Raw genomic sequence first — 20,086 nt, 5'->3', positions numbered from 1 at the left:
AGGTTGTTTATCAGCACACACTGACCGTGCATGCGGGAATTCGCGTGCCTCGGGTTTGTCAATCTACGCCATCCATGACCGTTTGGCGCCCATACTGGCACGTTGCCAGATCCCGGATATGCTGCATCAGGCAGTAGTCCCCCGAAGTTTTTCGGGATACCCGGCAACAAGGAGGTCACCATGTCATCCACCCCGCGTGTACGCCGTTCTCTCAGTGATATCCAGTACGACTATGACCACGGCAAGAAAGATGAACTTGAAGCCCTGATCCTCGCCTGGAAAGGCATCAAGGATCTTCCCGCCAGCCATCCCAACTCCTTCTTCTCCATCGGCGGCCTGCATGGCGAGCCGTTCCGTGGCAAAGGCAAGACCGACGCCAAATGGTGGGGCGGCTACTGCCAGCACGGCACGGTGCTCTTCCCGAGCTGGCACCGCGCCTATCTCTGGCGCCTGGAAGAGGCATTGCGCAGTATTCCCGGATGTAGCAACGTCACCCTGCCGTTCTGGGATGAATGCAGCGAGCATTCGCGGGAAAACGGCCTTCCTTCGGCCCTGACCCAGGAACACTTCGTCATCGGCGGGCGCAAGATCGACAACCCGTTGCGCTCTTTCGTGTTCCCGCAAGCCATCATCGATGAACTCCCGGTGACATCGGACAACCCCATCATCTACAGCAAGCCTGAAGGTTACGAAACCGTGCGCTATCCGCTATCCGGACTGGTGGGTACCCCGGCGGACCGCGAGGCGACCAAGCTGCACAACGCGCAGTTCAAGGATCCGGCGCAGAACATCGATTACCTCAACAAGAACATCAGCGCCTGGTTGAACGGCCAGATCATTATCGAGGGCAATCAGTACCCCGAGGTGTTCAGCAGCTTCGAAAGCTGCCTCGACGCGCCAAACTACACGCTGTTTTCCAATACCACCTCGGCTGGCGCGAAGAACGACGCAGACCCGAAAGGCCCCCAGTCTGTGCCGCTGGAGTCTCCCCACAACTACATGCATCTGGCGGTTGGCGGTTTCGACTATCCGAACGTGGGCACCGACTCTGTGATTCCCGGAGCCAACGGCGATATGGGCGAAAATGAAACCGCCGGCCTGGATCCGATTTTCTTCTTCCACCACTGTTTTATCGACTATGTGTTCTGGACCTGGCAGCGTCGGCAAGGGGCCACCGATGAATTCAGCATCGACCCCACGGATCCCGGCGCCACCTACCATCCAGACGCAGGCGTGCCCCCACCCGCGGGTCCCGCGGGCGAGAATCCGAACGCCACCCTGAGCCTGGACAGTACCCTGGATCCCTTCGCCAAGGCCGATGGCACAGCCTTCACCACCCGTGACTGCATCAACATCGAGAAGCAACTGGGCTACATCTATGGCAAGGGCTCCCTGGATGCCTATGCCCAACCCACCAAGCAGTTGCTGTTCAAGGCCAAGGCTGTGCAGCCAGCCAGCAAGGCCCTGCGGGTCAGCCGTATCAACCGGGCAAAAATCCGTGGTTCGTTCCTGATTTCGGCCTATGCCGAAGTCGATGGCCAGCGTGTGTACCTGGGAACCCGACCGATCCTCAGCCGGTGGCACGTCGAGGGTTGCATGAACTGCCAGACGCATCTGGAAGCCACAGCCATATTCAAGCTGCCGCTCAACGCCGATGCTTCGGCGATTGACGAAAACAGCATCGAAGTGGAAGTGACGACCCGTGAAACAGTCCTGAAGCGGCCGAAGGCGGCGGGCCTGCTCAGCGCCGGCAACGCCATCGCGGATGCACCGTTCAAGCTGGAAATCTACTGAGTCACGACGTTCAGACAGCGCGGCGGCCGAAGGCAATCTTCGGTCGCTGCGCCTGACCCCACTTGCATCGCCATGATTTCGTCACGCGCTCGGAGTACCTTCGGATAATAACTGTTCTTATTCATCCTGAAGGACGACACATGCACACTCACCCAGCCCTCCCCGTAGCCACGAAGTACCTTGCTCGCTTTATCGTTCTCGGATGCGGCCTGTTGATAAGCGCTTGTAACGGCACGAACGAGCACCTGCCAGGAACCGCCTCGGCCTCGTTCAAAACCCTTGACGGTGCACCGCCCTTGATTATCGGGCATCGTGGTTTGCCTGGATTGTATCCGGAGGAAACCCGGACCGCTTACGAAAAGGCCGCCGATGCCGGCGCAGATTCGCTCGAACTGGATCTGCATATGACCAAGGACTGCGTATTGGTGGCCCGGCACAATCCGTGGTTGAGCGACAACACCAATATCAGCGAAGTCGCGAAGATCAACGCCGAAGTTGCACGTCGCAAGCGCACCGTTCCAGGTGTACTGGTCAATGTCAGATATCCCGCCACGGCAGAAAACGGCCCAGCCCAGTACCTGAGTGACCTGACCGATCCCAACGATCCGAAATCCGTATTGAAATCATTGGTCGTCGATGGCGAAGACCATACCAACGACTGGTCAATCAGCGATTTCACCATGGCCGAACTCCGGCAATGGATCGGTGGCACCACTTACGACGCCCGCGACCAGCGCCCAAGCGAATTGAACGGCAAGTTGCCGATCTTGAGTTTCCAGGACGTGATCGATATTGCCAAAGCCAAAAGCGCGGCCACGGGTCGGGTCATTACGGTCTATCCGGAAAGCAAGAATCCGATCTGGAACAATGCCCAGGCCATTGCCAATGGTTGCGGCGCACCGGGCAGTCATCCGTTCGAGAAGACGTTCCTCAAGGTCCTCAACGACAACGATCTCAATCGCAAGGAAGCCCCGGTCTTTGTGCAAAGCTTTGACCCGGCCAGCTTGAAATATCTGCGTTCCATCGGCCTGAAGTCCAAGGCAGTCCAACTGGTCGATGGAAACGGTGTGAACTTCAAGACCGGCGAAACCATTTTCATCACGGACAAACCCAACACGTTCGTCAGCGGCCGCCCCTACAGCTGGACCGTAGCAGGCGACCCACGCTCCTTCGGGGCGATGCTGACGCCGGCGGGACTGGCCGAGGTCAAGACCTACGCCGACGGCATCGGCCCGTGGAAGCCGCAGGCAATGTCACTCACCGTCGCCCAGGGTTCATCTTCCGACGCCGGCCTGGACAAGGCCGACACGATCAAGCCGACCAGCCTGATCAGCGATGCTCACAAGGCCAATCTGTTCGTCCATATATTCACCTTCCGCAACGAAGCGAAATACCTGGCAGGGGCCTACAAGGGCGACCCAACGGCGGAATACCTGGCCTTTTTCCGAGCCGGTGTCGATGGCGTATTTACAGACTTCGCGCCGACCGCATTCGCTGCCCGCAAGCTCTATCTCAAGGAGGTCGCGCGCTAAACGACGCGACTCCGCCCCTGCTGATGGGTGCTCATTCCCGTCCCGCCTTCATGGGGGACGTTCGGAGAAAGGCAGGTTTTTCCGTGCGGGTTGCCCATGGTGCGCAGACACAAGGCATGTGGTGCTTCATCAAGGTCGCGACACCATCGGATAATTGGTGCACCGTGTCGCACCTACCCAGGCATCGCAGCCCCACTTTTACCCGGACGTCACATGACACCCAACGCAGAGCGCTACAACCCTTCCACTGAATATGCCGACAAGCTGATTTCGCGTATCGGACAAACACCATCCTGGATTGCAAAACGCATCGGAGTGACCGACAAGCGCATCCGATACATCCTTGATGGCGAAAGAACCGTCAAGGGCGAAACCACCCCCATTCAGATGACCTACACCGAGCAGTTTGCCCTGGAGTGCCTTGCCGCGGAGGCGGCTGCCAGCAGGAAGAAACAGGAACGGGCACCTGAATGATGCGCCGTGCACCGTGGCCCAGGTCTCGGGATAGCTGTCACCTCTGCGAACTTTTCTGAAAAAACAGGTCGGGGGGAGAAAAGAGGCCGTTCGTTTGGCCCAGCAGGAACTCTCCTGTTCGGAGATTTCGACGATGTATGCCTCAGAATGACTCATCGTCCAATAATGGGGGCCACTGGCGAGCGGTGTGAACCACCGCCAACATGAGCACTTTGTCTGCAATGTGCTCATACACCAGAAGGTAATGTCGGTGCACAACCCACTCACGGGTTCCCGGAATTTTTCCGTTTCGGCCCATCGCCGGATGATTACAGATGTGTTCGGCCGCCTGGACAAAAAGCGTATCCAGTTCCACCGCAGCCCGAGGGTTTTCAACATCGATGTGATCGTAGATGGTGAGACGATCCGCAATCGCCGGATCGGTCCAGATCAGCTTCACCGCCCGGCCTCATCAGCTTTGCGCAACGATTCGGCTCGGCGTTGTGCAAAGTACGCCTCGACCTCTTCACCAGACTTGCTGTGTCCAGCCCTGGCCGCACTTCTGGCCACCTCGACCTTCTGACGTAACCAGGTGTCATACTCAACCTGTTCGCCTTGCTGTCGCACGAAATCACGCATGAAATCGCGCAGCAGCTGCGAAGCAGTGCGATCCGCCGCCTTGGCCGCGGAGGCAAAGGCTGTCTTCAACTCATCATCGACCCGGATGACAACAGTGGCTTCGGACATGATCTCCTCCTATCAGCACTACACTGTATAGACACAGTATAAGCATGATCTATACAGAGTAGGAGCGTCTGCCACAAGATCAGGCATGCTCAGTCGACCAACTGGCATATCTCGGCCAATCGCCAGCCCTCTCACACTCAGCCACCATGAAAGGGGCTGATCAGAAACCCGATGGGCGGGTGTACCGGCTAGTTGGACCCCGGCGCATCCGAAGATGCCCACATACGGCCCGCCCATAACAGACAGCCACACGCAGGACACGAAAAGCCGCTATGGCGGTTTTTCGTGTCTTCCTAACCAGCCAGGACGCCAATCCTGTATCGCTGAAATTCAACGACACCTTGACCTTAGCGCTTGCTGGGCGGCTGGAGATATAGGATATGGGAGCACATACCGTACGAAAGTCTTGGATTGCGCTCTGATTATGAGCCAATAAAAACTCGGCCTGCGGAGACGCTTGGGGAATTATCCGAGCCAGGATCAAGACATCGGTCGGTGTACCAACCGACAGCCCCAGAAACGACAAAGCCCCGAATTATCGGGGCTTTGTGGTGTGTAATATGGCGGAGGCGCAGAGATTCGAACTCTGGGACCTGTTACAGTCGGCAGTTTTCAAGTCCTCATATTTATCCTTAAAAATCAAAATCTTATAGATAAAAAGATTCCGCAAAAAAGGATGCTTTCCTCCCCTACAAGTCTCAAACTACAAGGCTGATCTTTTGAGTTTCGGAACTGATTTTGCTCCTCCTCCAGTGTTCACTTCCGGCCGATAGCTGCCCGTCGTCACCGGCTGCAATCGGCCAAAAGCTGACGTTCAAGCCGATCAAACGTCACCCCACCAAACTTGAGCTATCTTTCCTGCGACTCACCAGCAAAAGGTGATCCCGCAAGTAAGGATGCTTTTATGAATCAATCACCCCATCGCCTGAACCTGTTCGCACTGACACTGCTCGGTGCACTGGCAACCACATCCCTACTGGTGCCACCCAGCTACGCTGGCGAAGCTTCCGTTGCCGGGCCTGTCGCCGGCACCAAGGTCACCGAACCCTATGTGCGCATGATGGCGCGCGAAGCGTATTTCTGGGGTTGGCCGATGGCCAATATTTTCAACCGTCGCCAGGCCTTCAAAGACCTGCCCGAACCGGGCTTGATGGGTGGCATCGTTCCGGTCGCGCCGATCAATCGACTGTCGATGCTCAGTGATTACATTGATCCGGCAGAACGGCTGGTCGCATGCCCGAATCAGGATGTGGTGTACGGCGCGGGCAGCATCGCGCTGGATCTGGAACCGGTCGTGCTGCAAGTGCCGGACTTCGGAAGCCGTTTTTGGGTGTATCAGGTGGTGGATCTACGCTCCGATAGCTTTGCCGAACTCGGCAAGATGTACGGCAGCAAACCCGGCTTCTATCTGCTGGTTGGCCCTGACTGGAATGGCAAGGTGCCTGCGGGCATCTCCAAAGTCTTTCGGGCACGTACCAGCACCGGCTTCGTGATTCCCCGAGTGTTCCAGGACGATACCGCAGCCGACCGCACAGCCATTCAAGCGTCGCTGTCGGGCGTGGACATGTACCCGTTGTCGCAATACGACGGCAAGGTCAAACACCGGGACTGGGCGAAACTGCCAAAATTCCCGGCGCAGGCGGCGGGCAGCGGCGAAACCAAATGGGTGATGCCGGAGAAATTCTTCGACGAGTTGCCGGCGCTACTCGAGGACGCCAAACCGTTGCCGGGCGAAGAAGCCCGCTACGCGCAGATGGCCACCCTCGCGGCCATCGCCAGGGCTGATCCGCAACTGAAGGCGGCGATGATCGATGAAGCGAAAAAAGCCGACAGCGAAGTGATCGATCCGCTGTTGCAGTTCCGCAACTATGGCCTGCAACTGCCGGATCACTGGAGCACCATCAGCAACGGTGCAGCGTTTGGCACCGACTACTTCAGCCGTACCGCCGTAGCGCGCTCGAATATTTTCGTCAACCAACAGAAAGAGACCAAATACTTCTATCAGGACTTGGACAAGTCCGGTACGCGTCTCAATGGGCAGAACAGCTACTCCGTGACCTTTGCTAAGGGGCAACTGCCGCCGGTTAAAGGCTTCTGGTCGCTGACCCTGTACAACGAGCAGCACTTCTTTTCCCCGAATGACCTCAAGCGCTATTCGATCGGCACCAAGAACAAATCACTGCAGGCCAATGCCGATGGTTCGTTGACGATTTACGTGCAGAGCGAATCACCGGGCAAGGACAAGGAAAGCAATTGGCTGCCGACGCCCCAAGGTGCTGATTTCTCGCTGTACATCCGCGCCTACTGGCCTGAACCGGCCGCACTGAATGGCCAGTGGGTGCCCCCAGCCGTACTGAAAACCAATTGACCAGAACAGGACGTTCGCGATGAGCACATTTGCAAAATCACTGACTGCAACGGGCCTGGCCATCTCGATCAGCCTCAGCGCCCAGGCCGCCACGCACTATGAACAGTTGGCCGATCTGCCTTTTGCCGGCGGCTATCCAACACTGGAGGGCGTGGCGCAACTGCAAAACGAATTGCTTTTCCAGCGTGCCGTGCAGTCGTACATCTGGGCACTGCCGGCGTTGAACATGTACGCCATGAAAGAAGGTTCGGAAAAAGCCTTCGGTGCCGGCTACAACGTGCTGCCGATCTGGAAGGACCGCCTCAACGCCAAGACCCGCGTCACCACGCCCAATTCCGACGTGATCTATGCCATGGGCTATCTGGATCTCAAGCAGGACGGCCCGATGGTGATCGAAGTCCCGCCAGGCTTGCAGGGCATTCTCGATGACTTCTTCCAACGGCCGATCTGCTCCGAGGGCCAGATCGAAGGTCGCCAATGGTGTGGTGATGTCGGGCTGCCGGGACCGGATAAAGGCAAGGGTGCCAAGTATCTGGTGCTGCCACCGGACTACAAGGGCGAGGTACCGCCGGGCTACCTGACTTACCGCTCGCGTACTTACGGTGTGTTCGTGTTCTGGCGCGGATTCTTCAAGGACCCGAAACAACTGGCGGCACCGGTCGCAGTCATGGAGCAGACGCGCATCTATCCGCTGGGCAAACAGGCCACGGCCAAAGCGATGGAATTCCCCAACGCCTCGAAAACTCCGGTCAACATGCTCTACCCCTCCGACGGCAGTGCGTTCGACATGCTGTCGCGGTTCATCGATCACGAATACGTTGACCCGCAAGACATGGAAATGCGCGGCATGCTCGCCGCTCTGGGCATCGTCAAAGGCAAACCGTTCAAACCGGAGCCTGCCACCCGCGACCTGCTCGACAAGGCAGCGAAAACCGCGAGCAAGATCGGCCATGCCATTTCTTACACGCCGCAAACCATTGTCGCCAATGGCACCTGGTATCCGGATCGCAAGTGGTTGAACGTATTCCCCGGCAATGCGACGTTCACCGCCGACACCTTCAATTACATCGACCCGCGCACCGGTTTTTTCACCAATGCCTACTCGGCGAGTCCGGGAATGGCGGTGAACATGGAAAACGTCGGTGCCAAGTACCCGGCCACTTTCGTCGATGCCAAAGGCCAATTCCTGTCCGGCAGCAACAGCTACTCGCTGAACCTGCCCAAAGGCATTCCGGCGGCATTGTTCTGGTCGGTGACGGCGTATGACTCGATCACTGCATCAGGCCTGGATAACGGCCAGCCGTTCCCGTCGCTGAACACCATGGACAAGCCCGTCACCAACGCCGACGGCTCGATCGATGTGCATTTCGGCCCGAACTCACCGGGCGCCGGCAAAAACTGGATCAAAACCCTGCCTGGCGAAGGCTACTTCGTGATTCTGCGGTTATATGGCCCGACCAAGGCGTTCTTCGAGAAGGCATGGAAACCGGGGGATTTGATCAAGCAATGATCTGAACTGCGTCTGAACGACATGAATGCATGAATGCAATCATGTCTTCGGCGTTCTTGACCGACAGCTTTGGGTCGATATCAGCCCTTCACGAAAGGCGGAAATCGGCCATAAGTGGACAGTCAACTCTGGTTTTTCTCCGGTACCATCGCCATGACTACCACACGGAAGGTCTTTGACCATGGACACGCCTCTAACGACTCCGTAATGTGTACACATTTCGTGCTGCCTGCTCCTTGCCAATCGAAGTGGTAAGATAGCGGAGGCGAGCCACAAAGAAGGACATGAAACGAAATGTTAATAACTAAGTTGACTTTAAAAAACTGGCGAAACTTCAAGCGTCTTGAAATCCCCCTTCAAAGTCGGACTTACATAATCGGTTCAAACGCATCTGGAAAGTCTAATTTGCTAGATGTTTTTAGGTTTTTGAGAGATATATGTAAGCCTGCCGGTGGAGGATTGCAGAAAGCCATCGAAGATCGAGGTGGAATAAAAAAGCTTCGCTGTTTGCAGGCAAGGTCTGATATCGAAGTGAAAATAGACATCGAAATTTCTGAGGAAGTTGGCGAGCCTCCCATATGGGAGTATTCCTTGGGCTTTAAACCCGAAGGTACTGGAGCACAGCGATTATTTATAACCCGTGAAATCGCAAAGTTCAATGGAAAGGTTGTTCTGAATCGGCCAGATAAAGATGATGCCAAGGATAGGGTGCGTCTAACTCAGACTGCACTAGAGCAGATTAATGCAAACAAAGATTTTCGCGGAATTGCCGATTTCTTCGGTAGTACCACTTACCTGCACTTAGTTCCCCAGCTTTTAAAATTCTCAGAGATTTCAGGAAGGATATTGGAGGATGATCCGTTTGGTCAAGGTTTATTGCAGCGGGTTGCTAAAACATCACCTCGGTCCAGAGATGCGAAACTTCGTCGTATTCAATCAGCGCTGGAGAAAGCGGTCCCGCAATTTAGTGAGCTAAAGTTCGAGCTGGATAAAGTTAATGGCCAGCCTCATCTTATGGCATCCTATCAGCATTGGAGGAACCATGGGGCATGGCAGCGAGAGGATCAATTTTCTGATGGCACACTTCGGCTGATCGGATTGCTATGGATGCTCCAAGAGAACAATACTTTGTTATTGCTTGAAGAGCCAGAGCTATCGCTTAATGATGCAATCGTTTCGCATATACCATTAATGATTGATAGAATTCTACGCAAGCAGAAGGCTCTCAATAGGCAGGTAATAATCACAACTCATAGTGAGGCGCTACTTAGAAATCCATTGGAGAGTAATTCAATTTTGCTTCTCGAGGCTGGAGCGGATGGAACTACCGCCCGGGTTGCTGACGAATTTGAAACGCAGCTGATGAAGTCTGGGATGACTCCGGCAGATGTGATGTTGCCGAAGGCAAGGCCAAGTAATATAGACCAGCTAGGTTTGCTGTGATGGGAGAGCGTGTTGTCATAGTGGGAGAGGATCAACTGTGTTGTGTGTTAGCTGAGGCAATAATTCTTCAATCGAACAAGGGGGCAATAATCCAACAGAGAACAATCACGAATGGATGTGCTCCTTTTCGGGCGATGATTGAAAAAATGAACGTAGTCGCTAATTCAGTTATGCCGGTGATCATGCTGGCAGATGCTGATCAAGCTCCGTGTGTAGTAACTCAAAGAAATGCATGGATGCCTTCTCATCCATCTCCCCGGCTAGCGCTCAGACTAGCGGTGAGAGAAGCGGAAGCATGGGTTCTCGCCGATCATGAAGGTCTGTCTGCCTTTGCTCAATTCAGCGCTGCTTTGATGAACCGCACACCCGATGTGATAGTGGATCCGAAGCAAGAACTACTTCGTTTAATACGTAAATCCAAACGTCGAGACCTGAGAGAAGAAATGCTCCCTCGGAAAGGGAGTTCTAGCCCTACAGGCTTAGGTTACAACATACACTTAACACAATTCGTTCAAGAATTTTGGAGCGCTGAGAGGGCGGCAGAACGATCTCCTAGCCTCTCGCGATGCATCCCAAGAATTGCTGCATTGCTCTAACCCATACCGGCTCATCTAATCAACTCGGATTCTCTTGCACAGGCAGTCCTATTCTGGAGGCTCGCCTATGCCGGTAATGATTGGCCGCTTTTGGCCGATAGCGGACGCTAGCATGCGACCCAAAGCGGTCATTCGAAAAACCGCGACTGATGACCAGCCAGTAATACGCGCGATGATGGATTGGACCTATTCTTCCTGAAACTCTTGCACTACGAGCCTTACAGACGGATCCATTTGAGCCTGTACCATTTCTGTACCACTGACTCACCTAATGCCGGGTAGAAAGATAGCAACCGGCTGCACGGAGGTGATGCTCAGTCACAGCCTGAAACAGCGACTCAGCCAGCACACGCAGGCGCTTTATCTCCTCTGTAGATGCTCCCTTTGATAGCGCAGCCTCGTACCGTCGCAAGCCCTCAACAGCCTGCTGGATTAGGAGTTCACTTGCTCTGAAGCCGTCATCCAGCTTCCGTCTCATACCCACCCTGATCTCCATGCCAAATTTTCTGGAAGCTCAGCCAGCTTACGATTGAGCAGAATAGCTCCTGCTTAAGGGTAGCTGCAGGCAAGCCCGACGATGGGTAATATAAAATCTCGCAATAGACCGCTCTCGGCCAAAAGCGACCACTCAAGCAACGCCGTTCCTTGACCGAAAGTAAAAAATCGCATAAAAAATCAATCCGCTTATAATCTTTAGGTTGAACTAATTTCAAGAACAGCTTAAATCAACGAGTTTTCAGAGCGTAACACCAAAAATTAAAAGCACACCGATTTTTGTGAGTTCAAATTATGATTGAAATGAAAGATTTCGACAAAACTCATCCAATTGATGGATTTGGTTATCCTTTTTCTCCTGTTGAGAAACGGCAAGAACAATACTACTTGGGAGATAGCGTAGTCTTAGAGCTACTAGAGCGCCTAAATGATCTATTGCCAGCTATATTGGAAAAGCATGAGAGGATTCTAGAGGCACTGTTCGTGCTCAGGATGCTTAAAGACATTACCGATGTCCATATTCCAGGCTCTCTGCTAAGCATGATATTCAAGAGCTTTGAAACTTCGGATTTGCACGAATATGGCTACGGCACAGATTTGTGGGTGAACGATTCGGGTAGAATTCTAATCACCGAAATGCTTGATATAGTTTTTGAATATAGACGCCCTGCAGACATGACTGACATTATGAATATGTTAACATGGGATCTTTTTCACATACCAAGCCATATATTTATGTTGATCAGAAAACACAGGTGGAGCGAGCTGCAAAATCGGATAAATAGCAGATACAACATACTGGAAGAATATGACCCAATGATTAGGAGTCAGCACTTTCTAACTGAAGAAGCCCTAAGGAAAGAATGGTCACCTGAGGATGAGCTTTTAAGCAACTCTCACAAAGAGCTGATTGCATTAAGGCGAGGATTGAGCGCAGTTACCAAGCCAGTACTGTATGTGGAGGGAAAGACCGATCGCATGATTTTAAACACTGCTTATAACAAGCTTTTTCCAGATGAAGAAATACCATTCCTGATAAAGGAATGCGATATAACTGGAGGGAGCAAGGGCGGTTCCGGGGGAGCACAAACGCTTTCCAGTTTCATATCTACTGTCAGGCAGGATAGTGCGTACCCAGCACTGGCTCTATTTGATAATGATCGAGAAGGCGTTGAAGCTTACAAGAGACTTCCAAAATATTTTAGAAGTAGAGGTGAAGGGAAGTACGCCAAACCTGGAAAGTTTTCTGAGAGCGGTCGAGCCGGCGCGATGTTGATACCCGCTTCTAAAGATCGGGAAAAATATGTGGAGATGCAAAATTACTCCATAGAGTTTCTTTTTGATGATGATGTGCTAAACCAAAAAAACGAGCAAGGACATGGTCTTGAACTAAGATATCCTGACTTAGAAATCAGGGTAAAAAGTGGGTCTGGTTTGGTGATTGATACAAGGAAGAGTGACATTCCAGAAACAAGAGAAATTTCAGGAGGAAAATTGGCGTTTGCTAGAGATATCGTTCCTGAATTGGATGAATCCAGGTTTTCTCGGTTTTCCAAACTATTTTGGGATGTAAAAGATTTCTTGCTGTCTGATATGAAAGCCGCTGCCGAATAACTTTACATATTGAACTATCAATTTTTCAGTATGGAATATCACTTATTTCATGGATTAATTCAAACGGCAGCTTCTGGCCGAAAGCAGCCCCCCTCTAGCCATTATGCTCGCATAGCCCATTCAACCTGACGATCATCTTGCTCGATTTTTGGGAGCGATCAGAACAACCCTCCCAGCGCGGCCGGCTCCCAGTTCATGATCACCAGCTCACCAGTCACCTCGGCCTTTCCCTGTCGCTGATTGGCCGTGGTGTAGCGGATGTCCACCGTCTCGAAATGAAAGCCCTCAAACACCCGGCGAATGTCCGGGTGATCATTGATGCTGACCATCACCTTACCCTTGCAGCGCCGCATGAAGTCGGCCATGCGCTCGTACTCCTCGAACGGGAAATCGAGGCCATAGCCGGCGGTCTGCCAGTAAGGTGGGTCCATGTAGTGGAAGGTATGCGCCCGATCGTAGCGCTCGGCGCATTCAAGCCACGGGAGGTTTTCGACATAGGTGCCGGCGAGGCGCTGCCACGCGGCCGAGAGGTTCTCCTCGATCCGCAGCAGGTTGATGGCCGGGCCGGTGGTCGCGGTACCGAACGTCTGGCCGGAAACCTTGCCGCCGAACGCGTGCTGCTGCAGGTAAAAGAACCTGGCCGCGCGCTGGATGTCGGTCAGCGTTTCGGGCCGAGTCATCTTCTGCCACTCGAAGATCTGCCGCGAGCTGAGCGCCCATTTGAACTGGCGCACGAACTCCTCAAGGTGGTTCTGTACGACGCGATACAACGTCACCAGGTCGCCGTTGAGGTCGTTCAGGACCTCCACTGGCGCGGCCTGGGGACGCATGAAGTAGAGCGCGGCACCGCCGGCAAAGACTTCGACATAGCATTCATGGGGAGGAAAGAGAGGGATAAGGCGATCGGCTAGGCGGCGTTTGCCACCCATCCAGGGGATGATTGGAGAGGACATAGAAAGCAAGACCTTTACTGTATGAATAAACAGGTGCTAGGCTCGCTCCGCTTTGTGCACGAAGCAGGAGCCTTGGCTGGACTTGCAGGGGCTATCTGCGGGGACGGCGGCCGGACCAGGTGTTGACGCACCCGGAGCGGCCGCTCCTTTTATTGCGGGGTTGAGACTGCCTTTGCATAGGCCTGATAGGACGCCAGGGCTATCAGGGCTCGGTCACCATCGTCGGTGATGGCGACAATTCGTTGAGCATGCGCCGGGTTAAGCCGGGTACGAGGACTCCAAGTAGACGGGGGTTTCTGATAGAAGTAGCACAATGCTATTGTTAGCCCTTCACGGAAACACTGAGGAGGGAACCATGAGTGACGAAGATAATGTGTTGAGTAAACTGCTTGAGTACGGACACCTCGACAGAGAGAGCGACACGGTGCGAGGCATCGCGCAACGGGCCCTCGACGAGGGCTACAACACCCTGAGCGAACGGCAGAAAAACGTTCTTGCCCCATTCCTGACTCGGGAATGTGAGGGTGTGACCGATCCCGGAGGCCATCACAACAATTGCTCGACTGAGCTTGAGGGTAACGCTCTCGTCGAAGCGCTGGACAGCGAAAGCTACGGTGATGGATTCATATGTGAGAGCTGCCGAGATGAGAGCAGTTTCTATGATCATCAACTGGATCGGTTGAAGGACGAATAGTCAAACGCAAGCGGTTCTCCAAAAGGCTGCCACATGCTCGGCAGCCTATTGGATCAGTGAAGTACCTCATTTATATAGGCCTGACAGGCCGCCAGGGCTATCAGGGCTCGGTCACCATCGTCGGTGATGGCGACAATTCGTTGAGCATGCGCCGGGTCAAGTCGGGCTCGTGGGGCTGCATTAACCACGCTGCCGGCGGCGGGGGTGGTTGGCACCGCACATCCGACGGCGGGGTCGCTCCGATCGAGGAGGACTGACAGCCGCAGATCGGAAGTAGCAAGGCGATCACGCAGGCGAGCCTGATTCTGTTGCACATCGTTCAATTCCTTCGAATGGATCTGGTCACTGGCCTGAAGCCGCTGCTCCAGGGCCAGGCGCTTGTCCTGCTCGGCACGCTGCAGCGCGGCCGATGCGCGGGACTGTTCGTTGAGTGCATCCGCCTGCAGTCGAGCTTGCTGCTCGAGCTGCTGGCCGTAGCGCCAGTTCTGAACCTGCCAGGACGCCGCCGCCGAGCCAGCGGCCACCAGGGCCAGCGACACGACAACAGTAGCCAGGCGATAGGGCACCGGGATCAGTTCTAGGAGACGCATAGCACCGCCCTCGCCCGCGCCCAGATCTGCAGGCGATCCTCCAGGCCGTTCAGGCCACCATTGATCCGGCGGGTGATGCTGTTGAACTGATCGGCATCGGCCAGCGCGTTGAGCCCCTGCTGCTCCCAGAACCAGGCCGCCGACTCAGCAGCCCATTGCGGTTGCTCCAGCAGCTCCGGTTGCTGCAGCAGGCGCTCGTCGCCGAACAGCGCGAGGCTGCATTGACGATAGTTGCTGCGCCCGGTGATCTGGATCAAGCCGCGACCGCGATAACGCTGGCCATCACCGTCGGCGGCCGGGGTGTTGCCCAGGCGAGCAGCGAGGGTACCGGTGTCGTACTTGCTCAGGTACTGGTCGTTGCCCAGCTCGCGCACGTAGAGCAGCTGCGCGGACTCGTGCCCCACCTGGGCCAGAAACGCGGCCGCACGCTTGGGAGTGTTGATCTGCCGGCGGTCCATGGCGGCGTTGAGGGCAGACACAAAAACGCCGGCTTTTTTGCCGGCGCTGGGGAGGATCTGCTGAAGCTGTTGCAGGGTGACTGTCATTGCTGTGCTCCTGTATTGGCCGACCCATCAGGTCGGTTTCACGTCGACCACCTTCAGTGGCTTGGTTTCTTTCTTTTTCTTGCCCTTGGCTTTCGCCTTGCCCTTCTTGCCGCCGTTGCACTCGACAACGGTCGTCCAGCCCGAGGCGTCAAAAGTCTGCTCGACCTTGTCGACCAGGTACTCGCCATCGAGGCCGACCTTGAAGCCCTGGGCGTTGATCTTGCGTTCGGCGAAGAGGTCGGTACGCCCCAACATCTGCAGGCGCACCCCTGCGGTGCTGCGGTTGAACGCGGCCAGCTTGGCCTTGGCGGCCTGCTCTGCAGCGGTCTTGTTCGGGTAGATGTGCCGATCGGTATGGACCGCCGGCAGTCCGGACGGAGCGTCATCGTTCCCCAGCTCGACCGTGACCAGCTTTCCGTCCTTCTTGTGCTTGGTCTTCACCGCCTTGTTCGAGCTGCGATCGCCGAGGTGGAACTGCCAGCGGCTGACGTCGGCCGGGGTGATCGTGATCGCCGCGAAGGATTTTCCGCTTGCGCTCTTGCTGGCCTCGCGGGGCATCACCAGCAGCTTGCCGTCGGCGACCTTCGCCGTGCAGTCGTACTGCTTGGCCAGGCGGGTGATGAAGTTAAAGTCCGATTCGTTGCGCTGGTCGATGCGCTCGACCTTCGTCTGCACCGGGCAGACCGGCGTCCAGCCGTTGCGCGCGGCCACGTCGCTGACGATCTTCGACAGAGGCACGTTCTCCCATGAACCGCTTCGGGTTGTCTTGCCTGAGCCGCGCATGTCGCTGGCCTTGCCCCGGATGACTACCGTACTCGGCGGGCCTGACACCTCGATCTCGTCGACCGCATATTTCCCCAGGCGGGCCTGGGCCTTCCCCGCGTACCCCATGTATATCTCGATCCCCGCTCCCCGCTTCGGCAGCGCCACTGCAGAGTCGCGGTCATCGATCCGCAACTCGAACTCGTCGGACTCCATTCCTGGCTTGTCCGTTGTCCTGAGCAGCAAGAGCCGGTCATTGATCAACGCCGTGATGTCCTTGCCGTCAGCGACAACACGAAAGGTCGGTTGCATGTGAACTCCAAAAATGAAAAGCCCCGCACAGGGCGGGGCTCAGTGAATGAACGAGGTCAATCCCACAAGAGGATCGTCTCAGTGGACGGTGCCGGCAGATCCGGCAGCGTGATGAGGACGCCGGCACGATATGGCTGTGGCTCGTCGGCCAGCCCCTGGTTGGCCTCCAGCACCGCCTCCATCGAGCCGTTGAGGTGTCCGTAGTAGCGGTAACACAGGGTATCGAGCAGATCCCCGCTAGATGTTCTGCATGTCTTCGCCATACTTCACGAACTCCAGAGAGAAGCCTTGTTTTCGCGGGATGCCGCCGGACAGAAATGCGCTCTGCTCCTCGTCGATGCTGACCAGGCACCAGGTGCCGAGCACCTCGCCATAGCCCGTGACCAGGCTCACCGGTTGAAGCGATCGAGCGATCGAGCGAAGCGTGTCCAGTTGCTTGAGCCCGCCCTTGAAGCCCGGGTAGATCGCCCCTTTGAGGCTCAACTTGTCCTCCCCATGGCCCACCGCCTGCTGGGCAATGTCACGGGTCAGGCGCTCCTGAGCCGCCCAGCGCGCCGACGTCTGCCGACGCAGCTCGTCAAAGGTCGCCGTATCCAGGTTGAAGTAGTACGGCGGCCGCTTGTGATCAAGAGGCTGCAGGATCAGCAGGTGCGGAAATGGTTTGATCGCTTCCGCTGCTGGCGAGCCGCCCGCCGTAATCGCGCTGGTCGGTAGGATGCCTGCAAGCGAGGGGCTGACCTGGCCGGCGATGCGATTGATCGCTGCGCTGGCCTTGCCCGCCTGTTCGCTCAGTGAACCGAGGCGCTCCTGCACCGCTGCTGCACCGCTGACAACCTGGCTGTACGTCGACGCGATCTGGCCAACCGTGGACTGAGCCGCGCTGATTGCCCGCATCGTCCGCTGCAACTTCGCCCCGACAGTCGGGCCAATGACCGGCAGCCCTTCCAGTTCAGCCGCAGCCCCCGACATATCGCTAACGGCACCGGTCAATGGGACCAGCATGCCGTCGAGGCTGGTACGACCAGCCTCTCCCGCTGCAACCAACCCCGAGAGCGTTGACTGCATTGACTCCATATATGCCATACCCCCTCCTAAACGTGCGGCGCATCGAACAATTGACCGGCCGACTGCCGAGACATCGATTCACGCGACCACTCCTCCCAACTACTCCGGAGCCGTGATTCAAGAGATCGGAACAACTGGTCCGGATCCTTTGCATCGCCCTGAATCGTGATCGGCATGTTCGGCGCGTACGAGAACTGCTGATCGACCCGGGGAGGATCGCTGGGTTTGGCCTGCTCCAGAACCTGGGCCACAACCGGCGCGGTCGGGGCAGAGGCGGTTGCCGCGATCGAGCGCGCAATATCACCAGGTGCTGCAGCCTTGACCTTATCCGCATCAGCGACCTGCTCGTCATCACCAAACCACTTCTTACCCAGCCAACTGCCCAGGCCCTCACCCCCCATACCACCCAACGCCGCACCGATCGCACCGCCGATCGCGGTACCAATCACAGGGACAATGGACCCGATCGCAGCACCTGCAGCGCCGCCGGCCAGCGCTCCCGCCAGACCACCGGCAGCACCACCGTAGCCCTCGGCTTTCTCATCCTGGGTCTTGGCGTTGAGCGCCGTATCGAGCACCGACATACTGGCGTCGACGATCTTGCCGCCCGGCAACCGCGCGGCGACCTTCGATGCTCCTCGCATCGCCCCGACAACCCTCCCCAAGCGGCCGACTTCGGCGGCGGCCGGGACGATCGTTGCAGCCCCCGCAACCGCAGCACCAACACCACGACCGCCGCGCCGTCGACGACCGCGACGGCGGCGCCCTGCTGGCTCGCCTACGCCACCTGTGGAGCCGATCCCGCCTATTTCCCTGGCGTTCACAACGAACACGCGTTGCGGCTCACCAAGAGCAGCACCGACGTCGTTCGCGGCACTGCCACCCAGCACCTTGCCCAACGCGCCCAGGCCCGCGTCGACGACCTTGTTACCGGTCTGCTGCAACTCATCGTCACCAGCTGCAGCACCACGACCACGCCGGCCACGCACTACATTCAGCACGCCGCGCCCGATCTTCGCCGTGCTGTACAGGGTGATCAGCCCACCGACCGCCGCCGCGATGCCGGCAATGCCCATGACAACCTTCGGCGAGCTGTCCGACAGCTCTGTCAGCTTCTTGGCCACGAATGTGATGCCTTCCGCAACCTTGTCGGTGACCGGCCGGATTGCATCACCGACGCTACGCATGCTGTCGTTGATCGACTGCATCGTCTCTGCCCAGATCTGCGATGACGTCTCACGGCGTTCCGCCAGGTTCTTGTCCAGAATCCCGGTGGCATTGGCCGAGTCGTTCTTGAGCTGGGTGTAGAGGTCCTTGTTTTGCGAGTAGGCCGTGAGCGCGGCCTTGACCTGCATGTCGGCAAACAAGTCGCCGGTACGCAGTGTCTTCTCCAACGCATCCAGGGCGGCCTTCGCCTTCTCCGGATCCGCCTCCTTGCTGATCGAGGCCTTCGCGTCCTTGATCTTTTGGGCCTTGGCCGGATCCGTGGCCTCGACGTACTTCATTGCCAGGGCCATCGACGATTCGATCGTCGACATCCCCTTCTGGATCCCCGTGTTCAGCGATGCCTGATAGTCGATGCCTGCGTCCTTGTAGGCCTTGACCACATCGCCCGCACCGATCTTCTCGACCCAGTTCTTGAAGTTGTTCGCCGCCTCGTCCGAGCTGCCGGCGGTCTTCATCTGCACCTGTAGCATCGAGCCGAGCGACGTCACTGCATCCATGCCTGTGCTGCCGTTCTTCTCCATGCTCGCCAGCAGTTGCGGGAACCATCGGGCCATGTCGCTGGCCTCAAAGCTACCTGCCTGGCCCTGGTACGCGATCGCCTCCAGCGCCTGCTGCATCACCTTCGGGTCGTTGATCTTGGCGTTCTGCTGCAGCGCCATGATCATGCTCGCCGTGTCGACACCGCTCGCGCCCTGGCCGATCGCAAACTTCGCCGCGATCGGCGCATAGGACAACGCCTTATCCAGCTCCATGCCGGCGCCGACCAACTGGTTGACCAGGTCGGCGACATCGTTACGCGACATGCCCGTGTCTTTCGACGTGTCGAGAACGGTCCGAGTCAGCTGCGCTTCCTCGGGCTTGTTCGCAATATCCGCTTTGATCGCAATGTCACGGATGATCGCCTGGTAATCCGCGCTGATCTTGGTCGGGATCGCGGCCATGCCCACACCGACGACAGCAGCGCCTACGGTCGACTTGAGCATGGACTTGCCCGAGTCGATCTGCTGCCGCCCCTTCTGCTGCATCTCAGCCGCTTTTACCTCGCGGCCGAGGCGCTGGTACTCCCGAGACAGGCGCCCGACCTCGACGCCCTGCCGCTTCAGGGCATCCAGATTGCCCTCCAGCTTGCGCAACAGCCCTGCAGCGGATGCGGCCCCGCTGTCATGGGCACGCTTCCACTCGTCCCGCAGCTTGATCGTTTCGCCGATGGTGTTCTTCAACACCTTCGCCTTGCTGCCCGCGTCTTCCAGTTTCTTGATATGGCCCTGGGCAGTGCCAAAGGCGGCGCCGAGCGACGACGCCACGGCCCCACCGATCTCCAACGCAATCGCCAAACGCGCCATGTCACCTCCTGCGGCTCAATCCGTGAGCCACCAAATCATGTCG

17 protein-coding genes and 1 pseudogene are annotated in these 20,086 nt (G+C 56.8%); 8 read left to right on the top strand and 10 right to left on the bottom strand.

The window, feature by feature from the left end:
* The first annotated feature begins 180 nt into the window (after positions 1 to 180).
* The 3 genes from HX851_RS27920 to HX851_RS27910 all read left to right on the top strand — a co-directional run bounded on the left by HX851_RS27920 (position 181) and on the right by HX851_RS27910 (position 3,800).
* Positions 181 to 1,794, top strand: coding sequence for a tyrosinase family protein (locus tag HX851_RS27920; protein ID WP_177066286.1), 1,614 nt, complete (start codon positions 181 to 183; stop codon positions 1,792 to 1,794).
* 140 nt (positions 1,795 to 1,934) lie between these two features.
* Entirely contained in the window at positions 1,935 to 3,326 is a 1,392-nt protein-coding gene (locus tag HX851_RS27915; RefSeq protein ID WP_177066285.1) for a glycerophosphodiester phosphodiesterase family protein, read from the top strand.
* A gap of 213 nt (positions 3,327 to 3,539) precedes the next feature.
* Entirely contained in the window at positions 3,540 to 3,800 is a 261-nt protein-coding gene (locus HX851_RS27910; protein ID WP_017123869.1) for a hypothetical protein, read from the top strand.
* Positions 3,801 to 3,942: 142 nt separating this feature from the next.
* On the opposite strand, the gene HX851_RS27905 is transcribed toward HX851_RS27910, so the two are convergent.
* Complete coding sequence (locus HX851_RS27905; RefSeq protein WP_017123868.1) at positions 3,943 to 4,239, bottom strand: type II toxin-antitoxin system RelE/ParE family toxin; 297 nt, start codon at positions 4,237 to 4,239, stop codon at positions 3,943 to 3,945.
* On the bottom strand, positions 4,236 to 4,526 hold the full coding sequence (locus tag HX851_RS27900; protein WP_017123867.1) for a hypothetical protein: 291 nt from the start codon (positions 4,524 to 4,526) through the stop codon (positions 4,236 to 4,238). Before HX851_RS27900 ends, HX851_RS27905 begins: the two co-directional genes overlap by 4 nt.
* Positions 4,527 to 5,430: 904 nt before the next feature.
* On the opposite strand from HX851_RS27900, the gene HX851_RS27895 reads away from it, so the two are divergent.
* The 4 genes from HX851_RS27895 (at position 5,431) to HX851_RS27880 (ending at position 12,552) form a co-directional block, all read left to right on the top strand.
* Positions 5,431 to 6,894 (top strand): DUF1254 domain-containing protein, encoded by a 1,464-nt coding sequence (locus tag HX851_RS27895; protein WP_177066310.1) that lies wholly within the window; start codon positions 5,431 to 5,433, stop codon positions 6,892 to 6,894.
* A 19-nt stretch (positions 6,895 to 6,913) separates the two neighbouring features.
* On the top strand, positions 6,914 to 8,404 hold the full coding sequence (locus tag HX851_RS27890) for a DUF1254 domain-containing protein (protein ID WP_177066284.1): 1,491 nt from the start codon (positions 6,914 to 6,916) through the stop codon (positions 8,402 to 8,404).
* Between the two features lie 294 nt (positions 8,405 to 8,698).
* On the top strand, positions 8,699 to 9,847 hold the full coding sequence (locus HX851_RS27885) for an AAA family ATPase (protein ID WP_177066283.1): 1,149 nt from the start codon (positions 8,699 to 8,701) through the stop codon (positions 9,845 to 9,847).
* A 1,394-nt stretch (positions 9,848 to 11,241) separates the two neighbouring features.
* Positions 11,242 to 12,552, top strand: a complete 1,311-nt coding sequence (locus tag HX851_RS27880) for a hypothetical protein (protein WP_177066282.1) — start codon at positions 11,242 to 11,244, stop codon at positions 12,550 to 12,552.
* A gap of 158 nt (positions 12,553 to 12,710) precedes the next feature.
* On the opposite strand, the gene HX851_RS27875 is transcribed toward HX851_RS27880, so the two are convergent.
* Both HX851_RS27875 and HX851_RS45195 read right to left on the bottom strand, forming a co-directional pair.
* Positions 12,711 to 13,505: a DNA adenine methylase gene (locus HX851_RS27875; RefSeq protein WP_177066281.1), complete on the bottom strand. Its 795-nt coding sequence runs from the start codon at positions 13,503 to 13,505 to the stop codon at positions 12,711 to 12,713.
* Positions 13,506 to 13,654: 149 nt separating this feature from the next.
* Positions 13,655 to 13,777: pseudogene (locus HX851_RS45195) on the bottom strand (lysis protein); the annotation flags it as partial.
* Positions 13,778 to 13,860: 83 nt separating this feature from the next.
* Here HX851_RS45195 and HX851_RS27870 point away from each other — a divergent pair.
* Positions 13,861 to 14,199 carry a hypothetical protein gene (locus HX851_RS27870; protein ID WP_177066280.1) on the top strand — a complete coding sequence of 113 codons (339 nt, stop codon included), beginning with the start codon at positions 13,861 to 13,863 and terminating at the stop codon, positions 14,197 to 14,199.
* Between the two features lie 53 nt (positions 14,200 to 14,252).
* Here HX851_RS27870 and HX851_RS27865 read toward each other — a convergent pair whose 3' ends face one another.
* The 6 genes from HX851_RS27865 to HX851_RS27840 are packed head-to-tail and all read right to left on the bottom strand — an operon-like array spanning position 14,253 to position 20,043.
* Positions 14,253 to 14,789 (bottom strand): lysis system spanin subunit, encoded by a 537-nt coding sequence (locus HX851_RS27865; protein ID WP_177066279.1) that lies wholly within the window; start codon positions 14,787 to 14,789, stop codon positions 14,253 to 14,255.
* The gene (locus tag HX851_RS27860; RefSeq protein WP_177066278.1) at positions 14,777 to 15,334 is read right to left on the bottom strand and encodes a glycoside hydrolase family 19 protein; all 558 of its coding nucleotides are present in this window, start codon (positions 15,332 to 15,334) and stop codon (positions 14,777 to 14,779) included. Before HX851_RS27860 ends, HX851_RS27865 begins: the two co-directional genes overlap by 13 nt.
* Positions 15,335 to 15,361: 27 nt before the next feature.
* Positions 15,362 to 16,408, bottom strand: a complete 1,047-nt coding sequence (locus HX851_RS27855; protein WP_017127928.1) for a phage late control D family protein — start codon at positions 16,406 to 16,408, stop codon at positions 15,362 to 15,364.
* A 56-nt stretch (positions 16,409 to 16,464) separates the two neighbouring features.
* Positions 16,465 to 16,671, bottom strand: a complete 207-nt coding sequence (locus tag HX851_RS27850; protein WP_177062529.1) for a tail protein X — start codon at positions 16,669 to 16,671, stop codon at positions 16,465 to 16,467.
* Positions 16,646 to 17,491: a phage tail protein gene (locus HX851_RS27845; protein WP_177066277.1), complete on the bottom strand. Its 846-nt coding sequence runs from the start codon at positions 17,489 to 17,491 to the stop codon at positions 16,646 to 16,648. The genes HX851_RS27850 and HX851_RS27845 overlap by 26 nt, the downstream gene beginning before the upstream one ends.
* A gap of 8 nt (positions 17,492 to 17,499) precedes the next feature.
* On the bottom strand, positions 17,500 to 20,043 hold the full coding sequence (locus HX851_RS27840; protein ID WP_177066276.1) for a phage tail tape measure protein: 2,544 nt from the start codon (positions 20,041 to 20,043) through the stop codon (positions 17,500 to 17,502).
* Positions 20,044 to 20,086 lie beyond the last annotated feature (43 nt).

This window comes from Pseudomonas gingeri (assembly GCF_013385635.1).
In the GTDB taxonomy this organism is placed as follows: Bacteria; Pseudomonadota; Gammaproteobacteria; order Pseudomonadales; family Pseudomonadaceae; genus Aquipseudomonas; species Aquipseudomonas gingeri_A.
Note: the sequence above shows the minus strand (reverse complement) of the source record. Positions and strands in the feature narration are given on the sequence as shown.

Coding starts and splice junctions, on each gene's coding strand:
- HX851_RS27920 (WP_177066286.1), top strand. CDS start 181: ATGTCATCCACCCCGCGTGTACGCCGTTCTCTCAGTGATATCCAGTAC.
- HX851_RS27915 (WP_177066285.1), top strand. CDS start 1,935: ATGCACACTCACCCAGCCCTCCCCGTAGCCACGAAGTACCTTGCTCGC.
- HX851_RS27910 (WP_017123869.1), top strand. CDS start 3,540: ATGACACCCAACGCAGAGCGCTACAACCCTTCCACTGAATATGCCGAC.
- HX851_RS27900 (WP_017123867.1), bottom strand. CDS start 4,526: ATGTCCGAAGCCACTGTTGTCATCCGGGTCGATGATGAGTTGAAGACA.
- HX851_RS27895 (WP_177066310.1), top strand. CDS start 5,431: ATGAATCAATCACCCCATCGCCTGAACCTGTTCGCACTGACACTGCTC.
- HX851_RS27890 (WP_177066284.1), top strand. CDS start 6,914: ATGAGCACATTTGCAAAATCACTGACTGCAACGGGCCTGGCCATCTCG.
- HX851_RS27885 (WP_177066283.1), top strand. CDS start 8,699: ATGTTAATAACTAAGTTGACTTTAAAAAACTGGCGAAACTTCAAGCGT.
- HX851_RS27880 (WP_177066282.1), top strand. CDS start 11,242: ATGAAAGATTTCGACAAAACTCATCCAATTGATGGATTTGGTTATCCT.
- HX851_RS27875 (WP_177066281.1), bottom strand. CDS start 13,505: ATGTCCTCTCCAATCATCCCCTGGATGGGTGGCAAACGCCGCCTAGCC.
- HX851_RS27870 (WP_177066280.1), top strand. CDS start 13,861: ATGAGTGACGAAGATAATGTGTTGAGTAAACTGCTTGAGTACGGACAC.
- HX851_RS27865 (WP_177066279.1), bottom strand. CDS start 14,789: ATGCGTCTCCTAGAACTGATCCCGGTGCCCTATCGCCTGGCTACTGTT.
- HX851_RS27860 (WP_177066278.1), bottom strand. CDS start 15,334: ATGACAGTCACCCTGCAACAGCTTCAGCAGATCCTCCCCAGCGCCGGC.
- HX851_RS27855 (WP_017127928.1), bottom strand. CDS start 16,408: ATGCAACCGACCTTTCGTGTTGTCGCTGACGGCAAGGACATCACGGCG.
- HX851_RS27850 (WP_177062529.1), bottom strand. CDS start 16,671: ATGGCGAAGACATGCAGAACATCTAGCGGGGATCTGCTCGATACCCTG.
- HX851_RS27845 (WP_177066277.1), bottom strand. CDS start 17,491: ATGGCATATATGGAGTCAATGCAGTCAACGCTCTCGGGGTTGGTTGCA.
- HX851_RS27840 (WP_177066276.1), bottom strand. CDS start 20,043: ATGGCGCGTTTGGCGATTGCGTTGGAGATCGGTGGGGCCGTGGCGTCG.